The organism is Caulobacter hibisci, from assembly GCF_016135805.1.
Taxonomy (GTDB): Bacteria; Pseudomonadota; Alphaproteobacteria; order Caulobacterales; family Caulobacteraceae; genus Caulobacter; species Caulobacter hibisci.
In genome coordinates this window covers 416,261-430,614 of the sequence record NZ_JADWOX010000002.1, presented here as the reverse complement: position 1 = coordinate 430,614, position 14,354 = coordinate 416,261, and the positions used below count along the sequence as shown (strand labels likewise).

12 protein-coding genes and 2 pseudogenes are annotated in these 14,354 nt (G+C 68.7%); 7 read left to right on the top strand and 7 right to left on the bottom strand.

Going from position 1 to position 14,354, the window contains the following annotated elements:
- Window positions 1-37: 37 nt before the first annotated feature.
- Together I4Q42_RS05065 and I4Q42_RS05060 are read left to right on the top strand one after the other, a co-directional pair.
- Window positions 38-877 (top strand): hypothetical protein, encoded by an 840-nt coding sequence (locus I4Q42_RS05065; RefSeq protein ID WP_198574974.1) that lies wholly within the window; start codon window positions 38-40, stop codon window positions 875-877.
- Between the two features lie 156 nt (window positions 878-1,033).
- Window positions 1,034-3,373 carry a TonB-dependent receptor gene (locus I4Q42_RS05060; RefSeq protein WP_198574973.1) on the top strand — a complete coding sequence of 780 codons (2,340 nt, stop codon included), beginning with the start codon at window positions 1,034-1,036 and terminating at the stop codon, window positions 3,371-3,373.
- Window positions 3,374-3,522: 149 nt separating this feature from the next.
- Here I4Q42_RS05060 and I4Q42_RS05055 read toward each other — a convergent pair whose 3' ends face one another.
- Together I4Q42_RS05055 and I4Q42_RS05050 are read right to left on the bottom strand one after the other, a co-directional pair.
- A complete protein-coding gene (locus I4Q42_RS05055; protein WP_198574972.1) occupies window positions 3,523-3,894 on the bottom strand; it encodes a hypothetical protein in 372 nt (123 codons plus the stop codon).
- A 35-nt stretch (window positions 3,895-3,929) separates the two neighbouring features.
- Window positions 3,930-4,742, bottom strand: coding sequence for a universal stress protein (locus I4Q42_RS05050; protein ID WP_198574971.1), 813 nt, complete (start codon window positions 4,740-4,742; stop codon window positions 3,930-3,932).
- 181 nt (window positions 4,743-4,923) lie between these two features.
- On the opposite strand from I4Q42_RS05050, the gene I4Q42_RS05045 reads away from it, so the two are divergent.
- Both I4Q42_RS05045 and I4Q42_RS05040 read left to right on the top strand, forming a co-directional pair.
- On the top strand, window positions 4,924-5,565 hold the full coding sequence (locus I4Q42_RS05045) for a YfbR-like 5'-deoxynucleotidase (RefSeq protein ID WP_198574970.1): 642 nt from the start codon (window positions 4,924-4,926) through the stop codon (window positions 5,563-5,565).
- Window positions 5,531-6,557, top strand: a pseudogene (locus I4Q42_RS05040) (NUDIX hydrolase); the annotation flags it as partial. The gene I4Q42_RS05045 and the pseudogene I4Q42_RS05040, both read left to right, overlap by 35 nt.
- A gap of 8 nt (window positions 6,558-6,565) precedes the next feature.
- Here I4Q42_RS05040 and I4Q42_RS26555 read toward each other — a convergent pair.
- Window positions 6,566-6,647 (bottom strand): annotated as a pseudogene (locus tag I4Q42_RS26555) (hypothetical protein); the annotation flags it as partial.
- A gap of 50 nt (window positions 6,648-6,697) precedes the next feature.
- Here I4Q42_RS26555 and I4Q42_RS05035 point away from each other — a divergent pair.
- Entirely contained in the window at window positions 6,698-7,078 is a 381-nt protein-coding gene (locus tag I4Q42_RS05035) for a hypothetical protein (protein WP_198574968.1), read from the top strand.
- Between the two features lie 172 nt (window positions 7,079-7,250).
- Here the strand turns inward: I4Q42_RS05035 and glyS are convergent, their stop codons facing one another.
- The 4 genes from glyS to I4Q42_RS05015 all read right to left on the bottom strand — a co-directional run bounded on the left by glyS (window position 7,251) and on the right by I4Q42_RS05015 (window position 11,956).
- The gene (glyS, locus tag I4Q42_RS05030; RefSeq protein WP_198574967.1) at window positions 7,251-9,524 is read right to left on the bottom strand and encodes a glycine--tRNA ligase subunit beta; all 2,274 of its coding nucleotides are present in this window, start codon (window positions 9,522-9,524) and stop codon (window positions 7,251-7,253) included.
- Window positions 9,525-9,530: 6 nt separating this feature from the next.
- The gene (locus I4Q42_RS05025; RefSeq protein WP_198574966.1) at window positions 9,531-10,427 is read right to left on the bottom strand and encodes a glycine--tRNA ligase subunit alpha; all 897 of its coding nucleotides are present in this window, start codon (window positions 10,425-10,427) and stop codon (window positions 9,531-9,533) included.
- A 98-nt stretch (window positions 10,428-10,525) separates the two neighbouring features.
- Window positions 10,526-11,503 carry a fasciclin domain-containing protein gene (locus I4Q42_RS05020; protein ID WP_198574965.1) on the bottom strand — a complete coding sequence of 326 codons (978 nt, stop codon included), beginning with the start codon at window positions 11,501-11,503 and terminating at the stop codon, window positions 10,526-10,528.
- Between the two features lie 102 nt (window positions 11,504-11,605).
- On the bottom strand, window positions 11,606-11,956 hold the full coding sequence (locus tag I4Q42_RS05015; RefSeq protein WP_198574964.1) for a DMT family protein: 351 nt from the start codon (window positions 11,954-11,956) through the stop codon (window positions 11,606-11,608).
- Between the two features lie 320 nt (window positions 11,957-12,276).
- Here I4Q42_RS05015 and I4Q42_RS05010 point away from each other — a divergent pair, with 320 nt between their 5' ends.
- On the top strand, window positions 12,277-12,615 hold the full coding sequence (locus I4Q42_RS05010; protein ID WP_035046383.1) for a P-II family nitrogen regulator: 339 nt from the start codon (window positions 12,277-12,279) through the stop codon (window positions 12,613-12,615).
- Window positions 12,616-12,640: 25 nt separating this feature from the next.
- Complete coding sequence (locus I4Q42_RS05005; RefSeq protein ID WP_198574963.1) at window positions 12,641-14,173, top strand: ammonium transporter; 1,533 nt, start codon at window positions 12,641-12,643, stop codon at window positions 14,171-14,173.
- Window positions 14,174-14,354: the final 181 nt, after the last annotated feature.

Sequence of the window (14,354 nt, the reverse complement as noted above, 5' to 3'; positions counted from 1 at the left end):
TGCACACCTTCGCGCCGAACCCGAAGGACCCTATTCGATGCGCCTGATCCTCGTTTTGGCCGCCAGCGCCCTGGCGCTCGCCGCCTGCTCGCCGCAGGTCTCGGTCAAGGGCGACAAGCACGAGCGCGTCGCGCTCAAGCGCGAGCCGCTGCGGGCCATCTCGCGCCTGGACTGCCCGGAAAAGCAGGGCAGCCTGCACCGGGTCAGCGTCGCCGCCGACGGCCGCTCGTGCCAGTACGAGGGCGACCGGGCCGAGGTCAGCCTGCGTCTGGTCGATTTCCAGGGCGAGAACGCCGAGGCCGCGCTCAGCCCGATCGAGGCCGAGCTCAAGGCCCTGATGCCGCAGCTGAAGCCGCCGGCGCCGCCCACCGGCGGCAAGGGCAAGAACAACGCCCACATCAAGCTGCCCGGCCTCAGCATCGACGCGCGCGACGAGGGCGCCGACATCCGTATCGGCGGCATGACCATCAACGCCGACGACGGCAATGCCCAGGTGCGGGTCACCAAGAACGTCAGCGAAAGCGGCGGCGGCAAGACCACCAAGGTCGAGGAGCGCAAGGACGGCGGCCACGAGAGCCGCACCGTCCAGGTCACCGCCCATGACGAGGGCGACGGCGATGGCGACGTCTCGATCCACGCCAATGACGACGGCGCGGTGATCCAGCAGCGCCAGAAGGCCAAGGACGGCGTGCGCGCCACCCTGGTGCTGGCCAGCGACAAGGCCCCCAGCGGCTATCACCTGGCCGGCTACGAGGCGCGCGGCCCGCAGGGCGGTCCCCTGGCCGTGGCCGTGGTCCGCGCCAAGCGCCGCGACAGCGAGGACGGCGACCTGTTCAAGGCCATGAAGGCCCTGGTGCGCCACAATGTCGGCGGCTGAGAGGCCCGTTTTCGAAGCATCGCCACCCTCGCGCGAGCCGACTTAACCGCAGGTCGAGCAGACTGAAATCAGTCCACGGACCGTGGACCCCGCCGTTCGGAATACCCCTCGGCCCGACGAGGCGCCGCCTCCCCTGATCGGGCCAAGGGGGAAGTCATGAACCGCAGGACCTGGTTCCTCGCCGGCGCGGCCCTGTTCGCCGCTGCGCCGGCCTACGCTCAGACGACAAGCGATCCCACCGCCGTCGAGGCCGTGGTCATCACCGCCCGCAAGCTGGCCGAGACCGTGCAGGAGACGCCGGTGTCGGCCGGCGTGCTCAGCGCGACTCAGCTGGAGGCCCGCGGCGTCGACGACATGAAGGGCGTAGCCGGCCAGCTGGCGGGCCTGGCCTTCGAGAACTACGGCGGCCCGTTCGGCACGCCGGTGATCCGCGGTCAGAGCCAGACCCGTCTGACCAACCCAGTGCAGAACGTCGCCAGCTTCTACAACGGCGTCTATCTGCAGAAGGGCTATCAGGTCGACGCCAGCTTCCTGGACCTGCAACGGGTCGAGGTGCTGCGCGGTCCGCAGTCGGCGGCCCTGGGCCGCAACGCCTTCGCCGGCGCGGTCAACTTCGTCACCGAACGCCCCGCCTCGACCCTCACGGCCAAGGCCTCGGCGTCGGCCGGCAGCGACGACTACCGCAAGTACGTCGCCAGCCTGTCGGGACCGCTGCTCGGCGACAAGCTCACCGGCCGCCTCGCCGGAACCTATGGCGAATATGACGGCGGCTGGACCAACGCCCATCCGCTGGCCAACGCCGGCGGCCGCACCAGCGGCAAGCTGGGCGGCTACGAGACCAAGGCCGTGCTGGCCGCGCTCGACGTCCAGCCCGTCGAGGCCTTCACCCTGGCCCTGACCTTCTCCGACAGCCGCCGCGAACAGGAGGCCGCCGCCGGCTACACGCTGAGCCAGAGCGTGCTCGAGCGCTACAACAGCCTCAACTGCTCGACCGTGGCCGGCGCCAACAAGCTCTATTGCGGCGCCCTGCCGGTCATGCCCGCCCTGGTCGCCGGCGAGCCGCGCCCCGAGGGCCTGGTCATCGATCCGCGCAGCGACGGCGGCGAGACGGAAAGCCAGGTGTTCACCGCCGCCGCCGACTGGAAGCTCTCCCCCAGCACGACGCTGAGCTATCTCTACGGCTGGACCGACGCCAGCTTCATCGGCGGCGGCGCCTCGGCCCGCAACCAGACCCTGGGCTACACCGGCCTGTTCGCCGGGCTGTTCGGCCTGGCCGGCTCCAACCTGCTCGACCTGTCGGGAAATGGCGGGATCGAGGCTCGCTCGCACGAGCTGCGCCTGACCCATGACGGCGACGGCCCGCTGCGGGGGTTTGTCGGGGTCTACGCCTCGGAGACCGACGACCTGACCCTCTACCGCTCGCAGGCGGTGAGCGCCCAGACCTCGGGCGCCCTGACCGCGCCCCGGTCGCTCAGCGGCGTCGCCTTCCAGGCCGACAGCACCACGACCACCAAGATCCAGGCGGTGTTCGGCCTGGTCGAGGCCGACTATCCACTGTGGAAGGCTTCGCTGGAACTGCGCCAGACACACGAGGAACAGACCATCGCCGATCGCTATCCGGCGGCGGCCAGCGCTTCGACCGACTTCGACTACTTCACCCCGCGCGCCACGGTGACCTGGAAGATCGCGCCGACCAGCAACCTCTATCTGTCGGCCGCGCGGGGCGTGAAGTCGGGCGGCTTCAACGTCGCCAGCGCCAGCACGCTCTACGACCCCAGCCAGGCCACCTACGCGCCGGAGACCAACACCACGATCGAGCTGGGCTTCAAGAACCTGCTCGTCGACCGCCGGCTGATGGTCAACGCCGCCCTCTACCGGATCGAGGCCGAGGACATCCAGATCACCGAGGCCCGCCGCGTCGCTCCGCCCGCGGCCGCCTCGGCGACGGTGACCGGCAACCTCGGCTCGACGGAGACCACGGGCTTCGAGCTGGAGACCGCCTTCCGGGCCAGCCGCGCGTGGACCCTGCACGGCTCGGCCAGCTACAACGACGCCCAGTACGGCGACGGGGTGATCTCCAAGGCCCTGGCCGCCAGCGCGACCACGGCCTATTGCGACGGCCTGGTCTGCGCGGCCAACGGCGCGATCGGCGGCAAGGACCTGGAGCGCTCGCCGCGCTGGACCGCCCATGTCGGCTTCGACTGGCAAAAGTCATTGGCCGGCGGCTACACCGCCTACGCCCACGGGACGACGTCCTATGTCGGGGCGCAGTATGTGGACGCCACCAACCTGGCCCGGATCGCGCCGCGCACGGTCTCGGACCTGTCGGTCGGCCTCACCAAGGGCGGGCTCGACCTGCGGCTCTGGTCGGACAACCTCTTCGACGAGAAATACGTCTCCAGCGCCTTCCTGCTGCTGGTGACCGGCGGCACGACCTACATCCCGATCCTGGGGGACCGGCGGAAGGTGGGGGTGAGCTTGGCGTATCGGTACTAGCCTTGGTGCGTCGTCCTCGCCCTTCGACAAGCTCAGGGTGAGGACGATTTTCAGCCGGGCATTGGAAAAACCTCATCCTGAGCCTGTCGCAGCCTGGCCTCGGGCGAGCCGCGCCAGCGGCGCGACCCGGGGGGGACGAGGTTCCCCCCTCAGATCGGCGTCACCTCCATGACCTTGTAGGTCAGGGGCCGGCCGTCCTCGTCGGTGACGGTGACATATTCGCCGATGGCGAAGCGATGCTGGCCCAGGCGATGCACGGGCTCGTCGTCGATCTGGTCGTCCTCGTCATAGTCGAAGAACCAGCGCTCGCCGCGACGGGCCAGGCGGCCGTCAGCGATTTCGTCGTCGGGGGCGAAGCGGCGGACGGCGCAGTCCTTCTTGGCCTTGGCGTATTCGGCCTCGTCCAGGTGACCGTCGGCCGTCAGGGGCGCGGTCAGGGCGTAGCCACGGTGGTCGTCGCCGCCGGCGAACTCGGTGCCCGGATTGCGGGCCAGGCGCATGACGATGCGGGACAGGGACATGGACTGCCTCCTTCTTCTTGGTTGAACGGTAAAACTCAGTGCGACAGGAAGAGCGACGGGCCGTCGGCGTTCAGCAGGCTGCGGGTCGTGCCGCCGAAGATGAACTCCTGCAGGCGCGGGTGGCCGAAGGCGCCGGCGACCAGCACGTCGGCCCCCTCGTCACGCGCCGTCTCCAGCAGCAGCTTGGCCGCGTCGCTGGACCCCTCCAGCACGCGCACCTGGGCGCTGACGCCCCGCGCGGCCAGGAAATCGACCATCCGCGCCAGCTCGAAGCTGCGCGACGAGGCGCCCGGCGCGCCGGCCACCACCACCCGCGAGGCCTTCTGCAGCAGCGGCAAGGCCGTGCGCAGGGCGCGGCTGGCCTCCTTGCCGCCATCCCAGGCGACCAGGGCCGTGCCGCCGACTTTCAGGCCCGGACGCGCCACCAGAACCGGCCGCTGCTCGTCGGCGATCATCTGCTGGAAGGCTTCCGCCAGGGGGCCCTTGCCGCGCGCGGCCGCGTCGTCGAACACGATGACGTCCGACAGCCGGCACTCCATGGCCAGGCCCGCCCAGACCGGCGATTCCAGCGTGGTGACGCGGGCCTTGGCATAGCCGACCGAAGCGACAAGGGCCTCGACGGCGTGGGCGCCCTCGACCGCGGCTTCCTTCAGGCTTTCCAGCGCGGTAACCTGCACCCCGCCCATGAAGCCCTCGCCCATCCACGGCATCAGGTCGGCCACGTCGGCCGGCGCATGGATGGCGGCCAGTTCGGCGTCGAAGGCGCCGGCCAGCACGGCGGCGGCGCGCAGCACGCCCTCATCGGCCTTGGACCCGGCCAGCGGCGCCATGATTCTCGCCCAGCTCATGATCAGTCCTCCAAATCGTCGGCGCGGGTTGCGCGCCGAAACCGTTTTGAACGTCCAGCCCTCGCGCCCTTCGGGGGCGCTTTCTGACAAAACGCATTTCCACAGGCGTCGGGCCGGGCCATCATTGATCTTCATCAAGCGATGCGGCACTCAAACCACCTTCACCGTGAGGAACGATCTCGTGGCCAAAGGGCTGCATAAAGGCCCGCCGAGGGCGTGGCAGCGCATGCTGTCGGGGCGCAGGCTGGACCTGCTGGACCCCTCGCCCATGGACATCGAGATCGAGGACATCGCCCACGGCCTGGCGCGCGTGGCCCGCTGGAACGGCCAGACGATCGGCGAGCACGGCTTCTCGGTGGCCCAGCACAGCCTGGTGGTCGAGGAGATCGCCGCCCACATCAAGCCCGACCTGGAGCCGCGCTGGCGCCTGGCCGCCCTGCTGCACGACGCCTCCGAATACGTGATCGGCGACATGATCAGCCCGTTCAAGGCGGCGCTGGGCGTGTCGTACAAGGACTTCGAGGCCCGGCTTGAAGACGCCATCCACATCCGCTTCGGCCTGCCGGTGAAGACCCCGGCCCCGATCAAGAAGCTGATCAAGCAGGCCGACCGCGCCTGCGCCTTCTTCGAGGCCACCCAGCTGGCCGGGTTCGAACACGCTGAGTCCCTAGCCATCTTCGGCGCCCCGCCGGCCGGTTACGACCTGAAGATCACGCCGCAGCCGCCGTTCGAGGCCCAGGCCCGCTACGTCCAGCGCTTCCACGTGCTGTCGAAGGCCGCCGGCTACGAATCCTCGCCCAGCGCCGCGTTCGAGACGGAATGACGGACCTTACCGGCGCCTCCGCGATCGTCATCGGCCTGTCGGCCGTGGTCGTGGCCGTGCGCGACGGCGAGGTCGTGGTCCTGACCGTGCGGCCGCACGACGCCGTCACCGACATCGCCTCGCCCCTGCCCGGCCTGCCGTTCGGCCCGTTCGACCCGGCCGGCCACCGCACCTTCGAGCTGGCCCTGCGCGCCTTCGTCACCGAGCAGACCCGCTTCCAGCTGGGCTATGTCGAGCAGCTCTACACCTTCGGCGACAAGGGCCGCGACGCCCCCCGGGCCGAGGTCGGGGCCGGCGCGGCCCGCGTCGTCTCGATCGGCTATCTGGGCCTGACGCCCAAGGCCACCGACACCCAGGCGCCCGACACCGTCTGGGCGCCGTGGACCCGCTTCTTCCCGTGGGAAGACTGGCGCGCCGGCCGCCCCGCCCTGCTCGACGAGGCCATCGCCCCAGCCCTGCGCCGCTGGGCCGGCGACGACGCCGACCGCCTCTCCCGCGCCCGCCTGGCCTTCGCCCTGGACGGCGCGCCGTGGAACGAGGAACGGGTGCTGGAGCGCTACGAGCTGCTCTATGAGGCGGGCCTGGCTCCCGAGGCCGCCCGCGACCGGGCCCGCGCCGACGGCCACGACCCGGCCGAGCCCGAGGCCCTGTCGGCGGCCCTGGGCGAGCCGATGATCTCCGACCACCGGCGGATCCTGGCCACCGGGCTTTCGCGCCTGCGCGGCAAGATCAAGTATCGCCCGGTGGTGTTCGAACTGACGCCCGCCGAATTCACCCTCTCGACCCTGCAGCGCACCGTCGAGGCCATCGCCGGCGTGCCGCTGCACAAGCAGAACTTCCGCCGCGTGGTCGAGCGCGAGGATCTGGTCGAGGGCCTGGGGCGCCTGGACAGCGAAACCGGCGGCCGCCCGGCCGAGTTGTTTCGATTTCGGCGGGAAATCCTCGGCGCGCGGCAGGCCGGCGGACTGTCGCTGCCGCTGCTTAGGGACTGAGGGGCTGATCCTCGCCCTTCGACAGGCTCAGGGTGAGGATCAAATGCGAGATCGTTCAAAAACCTCATCCTGAGCTTGTCGAAGGACGAGGTTTCGCCGCCACGGTTGACCGCGCCCGCAACCTGCGGCCGACTACAACCATGAACATCGACAAGCGCATCATCGCCGTGGCGGCCGCCGCCGTGGTCCTGCTCGGCGTCGGCGTGGGCCTCGTCGCCTACGTGTTCCGCGACACCGAGACCGAGGTCGTCCAGGACAAGGGCGATGACCAGCTGGCCATCGCCGGCGGCAAGATCGCCGTCCAGAACCGCTTCCCCGAAGCTGCCGCCGTCGTCTTCGGCCACGTCTTCACCCATCAGGACGGCGAGGTGATCTCGGTCTGCGGTCAGGTCGACATCCAGGAGGAGCAGGACAGCTTCGACGGTCCCGAGCGCTTCGTCTGGTCCGATGGCGCGCTGGTGATCGAGGAAGCCGACGGCAGCGACGCGGTGAACGCCAAGTGGGCGGATGTATGTGAATGACCCCTCTCCCCTTGCGGGAGAGGGTGGCCTCCGAAGGAGGTCGGGTGAGGGGTCGCACGAATGCAAAACGCCGCGACAGCCGATAAGCCGTCGCGGCGTTTCATTTCTGAGAGACCCCTCATCCGTCGGCTGTCGCCGACACCTTCTCCCGCAAGGGGAGAAGGATCAGGGATCAGCCCGCCACCAGTCCGAAATCCGCCACCTGGCCCATGGCCGAGCGCACGGCCGCGAGGGTCTTGAGGCGGTTGTCGCGGTGCTCGGGGTCGTTGACGAAGACACCGTCGAGATAGGCGTCCACCGGTTCGCGCAGGGCGGCCAGCTGGGCCATGGCGCCGGTGAAGTCTTCCTTGGCCAGAGCCTCGGCCAGCGGCGCCTTCAGCAGGCGCAGGGCCTGGTAGAGCCCGACCTCGGCGGCGCTGTCGGCGGCCGGCTCCTCCGGTTCGCCCTCCGGCAGCGCGCCCTTCTTCTCCTCGGCCTTGAGGATGTTGGCGGCGCGCTTGTAGCCGGCCAGCAGGGTCTTGCCGTCGTCGGTCTTCAGGAAGCCGTCCAGGGCCTCGACCCGCGCCACGATCCGCACGAGGTCGTCGTCGCCCAGGGCGAACACGGCGTCGACGAGGTCGTGGCGCTTGCCTTGGTCCTTCAGGGTCACCTTCAGGCGGTCGGCGAAGAAGGCAAGAAGGTGGTCCATGGCTGGCAGGTAAGCGTTGCGCCACTCAACCCCGCTGCGTTGGTCAACAAATGCCCCAGCGATACGTTCGGCCGCGACCAAGATTGCTTCCGGCGCAGAATCCGGCACCGTCGCCGCCACGTCCAGAATTGCAAAAGCGTGAAGAGCTTCATCCGTCAGTGCCAATTGAACCTCGGCGTCCGACACCCGCGCGGCCAATTGAGCGTTCACAACGCCCGCCCTTACGCTGTTGAAAACCTCTTGCATTTCTGCACGCAGCAGAAGCGCCGCCTGCCCGCGCAAAAGATCGCTCAGAGCGAATGCGTGACCAGATTCAAGAATAATCCGGATCACGCCTAACGCCGCGCGACGAAGCGCAAACGGGTCCTTCGACCCCGTCGGCTTCTCGTCGATCGCGAAGAACCCGACCAGCGTGTCCAGCTTGTCCGCCAGCGCCACCGCCACGCTCAGCGGCGCGGTCGGGACGGCGTCGGAGGGGCCCTGCGGCTTGTAGTGGTCCTGGATCGCCGCGGCGATCTCAGGGTCGAGGCCGAAGTGGCGGGCGTAGTAGCCGCCCATGATCCCCTGCAGCTCGGGGAATTCGCCGACCATCTGCGAGGTCAGGTCGGCCTTGGCCAGGCGCGCGGCTTCCTTGGCCTTGTCGACATCGGCGCCGACCAGCGGCGCGATCTCGCCGGCCAGGGCGACGATGCGCTCGACGCGTTGGGCCATGGTCCCGAGCTTGGCGTGGAAGGTCACGCCGTCCAGCTTGGCCAGCCACGGTTCGAAGCCGGTCTTGACGTCCTCGTCCCAGAAGAAGCGGGCGTCCGACAGGCGCGAGGACAGCACCTTGGCGTTGCCGGCGGCGATCACCTTGCCGCCGTCCTTGGCCTCGATATTGGCCACGGTGATGAAGTGCGGGGCCAGACCCGCCTCGCCCGGCTTGCGCACGGCGAAATACTTCTGGTGGGTGCGCATCGAGGTGCGGATCACCTCGGGCGGCAGGTCGAGGAACGACGGGTCCATGTCGCCCAGCACCGGCGTCGGCCATTCGGCCAAGCCGGCGACCTCTTCCAACAGGCCGATGTCCTCGACCAGCTCCAGGTGACGCGCGAAGCACAGGGTCTTGCAGCCTTCGAGGATGCGAGCCTTACGCTCCTCGACGTCGAGCACGACAAAGTGGGCCTCCAGGCCCGCCGCGTACTCGTCGAAGTCCTTGGCGACGAAGGGTTTGGCTTCACCCATGAAGCGGTGGCCTTCGCTGACGTCGCCGCTCTGGATGCCGTCGATGGCGAACGGCACGACCTCGCGGTCGAGCACGCAGAGGATGCGCTTCAGCGGCCGCACCCAGCGCAGCTTGCCCGTGCCCCAGGTCATCGACTTGGGCCAGGGGAAGCCGCGGACGATGGCTTCCACCATCTCGGCGACGATCTCGGCGGTCGGGCGGCCCTTCTTTTCGACGAAGGCCATCCAGACGCCGTTCTGCTCGACCAGTTGGTCCTGGGTCAGGCCGGCCTTGCGCAGGAAGCCGTCCATGGCCTGCTGCGGGGCGCCGACGCGCGGGCCCTTCAGCTCTTCCTTGCGGTCGGCCTGGGCCAGCGGCAGGCCCTCGGCCACCAGGGTCAGACGGCGCGGGCCGGCGAAGGTCTTCAGGGCCTCGGGCAGGAAGCCGGCGGCGGCCAGGTGTTCGCGCGCCAGGCGTTCCAGGTCCTTGGCGGCCTGGCCCTGCATGCGGGCGGGGATCTCTTCGGAGAACAGTTCGAGAAGGAGTTGGGGCATCGTGACTTACGCGGCTTCCTGCAGCTCGACCCACTTCTGGGCGCACATCTTACAGAGGTCGCGGATGCGGCCGATGTAGCTGGCGCGCTCGGCGACGGCGATCGCGCCGCGGGCGTTCATCAGGTTGAAGAGGTGGCTGGCCTTGAGGACCATGTCGTAGGCGGGCAGGACGAGGGTCTCGTTCTTGTAGGAGCGGGCCAGCATCAGCGGCACCTGCTGCTCCATCTGCTCGAACTGCTGCTTGAGCACGGCGACGTCATAGCCGTGGAAGTTGGCTTCCGACTGCTGGCGCTCGTTGGCCAGGAAGACGTCGCCATAGGTCAGGGCGCCCAACGGCGAATCCGGATCGTTGAACGGCAGGTCGTAGACGTTGTCGACGCCGAACACGTACATGGCCAGGCGTTCCAGGCCGTAGGTCAGCTCGCCGGCCACCGGCGAGACGTCCAGGCCGCCGACCTGCTGGAAGTAGGTGTACTGCGACACCTCCATGCCGTCGCACCAGACTTCCCAGCCCAGGCCCCAGGCGCCGACGGTGGGGTTTTCCCAGTCGTCCTCGACGAAGCGGATGTCGTGGGTGCGCAGGTCCAGGCCGATGGCCTCCAGCGAGCCCAGGTACAGGTCCTGCATGTCGGCCGGGTTCGGCTTCAGGATCACCTGGTACTGGTAATAGTGCTGCAGGCGGTTGGGGTTCTCGCCGTAGCGGCCGTCGCCCGGACGGCGCGAGGGCTGGACGTAGGCCGCGTTCCACGGCTTGGGACCGAGCGCGCGCAGCACCGTGGCCGGGTGCAGGGTCCCCGCCCCCACTTCGACGTCGTGCGGCTGCAGGATGACGCAGCCCTTTTCGCTCCAGTAGTTGTGGAGCGTCAGGATGAGGCTTTGAAACGATTTGGGGGCGGCGGGCATGACGTCCGAACAAGGGCCTGAAAAAGTCGGCGGACCATAGGGCCCGCCGACCGGTGCTTCAAGCGAAGCGGACGTCGTTTATTGCACCGCCTGCCGACTTAATTGCCCTTGGCGGCCGAGCGCTTGCCGGCGTTCGACATCGGCTTGCCATAGGCCTTGCGGTTCTCGGGCGTGTCGGCGACCGGCGGGTTGGAGACCACGTTCGGGTCGCCGGCCTTAAGGGTCGCCTGCTCCTCGGGGGTCGAGGTCGAGGCCGGCAGGGTCGCCGAGGCCGGGGCGGCCGCGCCCGTCGCCGCCGGAGCGGTCGTGGCGGCGGTCGGATCGGCCGGGGCCGGCGAGGCCGTCGGGTTCAGGGCCTGATCGGCCGGGGCGTCAGTGGCCGACGGCGTCGTGGCTTGATCGGGCGCGGGGCTGGCGGCGGGCGCAGCCTGGGCGGCGACATCGCTGCCGGCGTCGGTGGCCGACATCACGTCGGCGCTGGCCGTGGTCGAGGCCATGCTGGTGGCCGCATCATCGGTGGCGGCGGCGGCCTGGATCGGCACGTCCTTGGGGATCAGCACCTTGTCGACCACGTGCAGCACGCCGTTGGTGGCGACCACGTCGGCCTGGACGATATGGGCGCCGTCGACCATGGCCGTGGTCCCGCTGCCATCCAGGGTGACCGACGAGCCTTCGACGGTCTTCACCTCGCCCTTGGCGCCGTTGATCTTGCTGGAGTCCACCTTGGTGTTGATCACGTGGTAGGTCAGCACCTTCTGCAGCTGGGCGGCGTTGGCCGGCTGCATCAGGCGATCCAGCTCGCCGGCCGGCAGGGCCGCGAAGGCCGCGTCGGTCGGGGCGAACACCGTCAGGTTCGGGTTGGTCTTCAGCACGCTGGTCAGGTTGGTGGCGTCCAGGGCCTTGAGGAAGGTCGTGAACTGGCCCGAAGCCTGGGCCGTGGCGATCAGGTCGCCATTGGGCGAGACCTTGGTCGCCGGCGGAGCAGCGGCGGGGGCTTGGGCCGGAGCCGCGGTCTGGGCGACGGCGGCGCCGGAGAGCAGAGCAACGGCAGCGGCTGCGGAGAGGAGACGCGTCACGTACATGGCCTTGGTCCTTTCGCTCGAATTCCAGGCCGGCTGTACGCTCCAGATTGCGACTCCGTTGCAGCCCCTCACGGGCTCGTGATCCAGACTTGGCTGTTACTTGAAGAAGAAAACCAGCGCCGCGCCGGCGAAGATCAGCACGAAACCCAGCGCCGTCGTCCAGCGGATCGCCTCGCCGAGATAGAAATACGAGAACAACGTGAAGACGATCAAGGTGATCGCTTCTTGGCCGGTCTTGAGCTGGGCCGTGGAATAGACGCCGTGACCGATGCGATTGGCGGGAACCGCCAGCATGTACTCCGGAAGCGCGATCAGCCAGCTGCTGAGAATGGCCACCGGCAGCGCCAGCGGCTTGCCCTTCAGGTGGCCGTACCAGGCGTAGGTCATGAAGACGTTGGAGCAGATCAGCAGCGCCCAGGGGGCGATCTTGGCCCATAGGGGCGGCATGGAGAATCCTCCGAACGGGAGATGGGAAGCCCGATTGTAGACGTTGAGCGACGCCCCGCGCCACGGCGCCGCTGGACGTTCATTCTGCCAAATAAAAATGCAATATCAGTGTTCGATGATCATTTTGACGGCGCCTCGTCCCTTTCGTTTCCCAAACCCTAACCCGCGTCCCCGTTCCCGGAACCGTGGCCGATAGCGTGCGAGCGCCGGGGAAACGACGCGGCCGCATTCCGGCGGCGTCGCGGTGATCGAGTGAGCGAACGCGCTCTAGCAACCAAACAAGGGGGGCCTGCCTGCAGCGGCGGGCCGGAGCAAGGCGGATGAAACTGATCATAGCGGTCGTCAAACCCTTCAAGCTCGATGAAGTCCGCGAGGCGCTCGTCGCCGCGGGCGTCGAAGGCCTGACGGTGTCGGAAGTGAAGGGTTACGGCCGCCAGAAGGGCCAGACCGAAATCTATCGCGGCGCGGAGTACCAAGTGAACTTCGTGCCGAAGGTGAAGCTGGAAGCCGTGGTGGACGATGCGTCCGCGGCCAAGGCGGTCGAAGCGGTCAAGGCCGCCGCGGCCACGGGCAAGATCGGCGACGGCAAGATCTTCGTCCTCAATGTCGAAGAAGCCGTGCGCATTCGGACGGGCGAAACTGGCCCGGCCGCTCTGTAATCGTCGGGGAAAGGGGATACCAACGATGAAACTTACCTTTAAGCCGCTGGCCGGGCTGATGCTCGCCGCGACTCTCGCGGGGGCGCCGATCGGCGTCACCGCCTTCGCCCAGGAGGCCGCGCCCGCGCCGGCCGCCGCCGCGCCCGCCGAGGCCGCGCCGGCTCCCGCCGCTGCTCCGGTCGCCGCCGCGCCCGCCGAAGCCGCTGCTCCGACCATCGTCGACAAGCAGGATAAGGGCGACAACGCCTGGATGCTGACCTCGTCGCTGCTCGTGCTGCTGATGATCCTGCCGGGTCTGGCCCTGTTCTACGGCGGCCTGGTCCGTTCCAAGAACATGCTGTCGGTCATGATGCAGGTCTCGACCGTGGCCCTGATCGGCTTCGTCGCCTGGTTCCTGTGGGGCTATAGCTTCGCCTTCACCGACGGCGGCGGCTGGGACACCTTCGTCGGCGGCCTGGGCCGTCTGTTCCTGAAGGACGTCACGCCATCCAGCGTGGTCGCCACCTTCTCGACCGGCGTCGTGATCCCGGAACTGACCTTCATCGCCTTCCAATCGACCTTCGCCGCGATCACCGCGGCCCTGGTGGTCGGCTCGCTGGTCGAGCGCATGAAGTTCGCCGCCATCGTCGCCTTCGCCGTGCTGTGGCCGCTGCTCTCCTACTACCCGATGGCCCACATGGTCTGGTGGTGGCCGGGTCCGAACGCCATCGCCCTTGATCCGACCGCGCCCGTCAAGGCCGGCCTGATCTGGAGCTTCGGCGCCCTCGACTTCGCCGGCGGCACCGTCGTGCACATCAACGCCGGTATCGCCGCCCTGGTCGGCGCCATCATCCTCGGCAAGCGCCAAGGCTTCGGCAAGGAGCCGATGCCCCCGCACTCGCTGACCCTGACCCTGGTGGGCGCCGGCCTGCTGTGGGTGGGCTGGTTCGGCTTCAACGCCGGCTCCAACCTCGAGTCGAACAGCTACGCCTCGCTGGCGATGGTCAACACCTTCATCGCCACCGCCGGCGCCGGCCTGTCCTGGATCCTGGTCGAGTGGATCACCCGCAAGAAGCCGTCGGCCCTGGGCCTGGCTTCGGGCGTCGTGGCCGGCCTCGTCGCCGTCACCCCGGCCGCCGGCTTCGCCGGTCCGATGGGCGCGCTGATCCTGGGCCTCGTGGTCTCGCCGATCTGCATCGTCTTCTGCTCGGCCGTTAAGAACGCCCTGAAGTACGACGACAGCCTGGACGCCTTCGGCATCCACGGCATCGGCGGCATCGTCGGCGCCATCGGCACCGGCCTGGTGGTCAACCCCGCCTGGGGCGGCGCCGGCGTCGTCGACTACACCTCGTGCGCCAAGGACGGCGACATCTCGACCTGCGACACCGCCGTCTACAGCTTGGCCACGCAAGTGATCGCCCAGCTGAAGGGCGTGGGCGTCACGATCCTCTGGTCGGCGATCGCCTCGACCATCGTCTTCCTCGTCATCAAGCTGGTGATCGGCCTGCGCGCCTCGCCGGACGCCGAAGAAGAAGGCCTGGACATCTCCGAACACGGGGAACGCGCCTACCACAGCTGAGCCTGACGGCTCGGCCGGTAAGCGGTCCGAAAAAGAAGGGCGCGGAAGCTTCGGCCTCCGCGCCCTTTTTCTTTGTCGTTACCCCACCACAAGAAGTCATCGCCCGGCTTGTCCGGGCGACCCAAGCCGAGGCTGCAAAGTCAGCTTGGGTCGCCCGCATGAAGCGGGCGATGACCCTCGG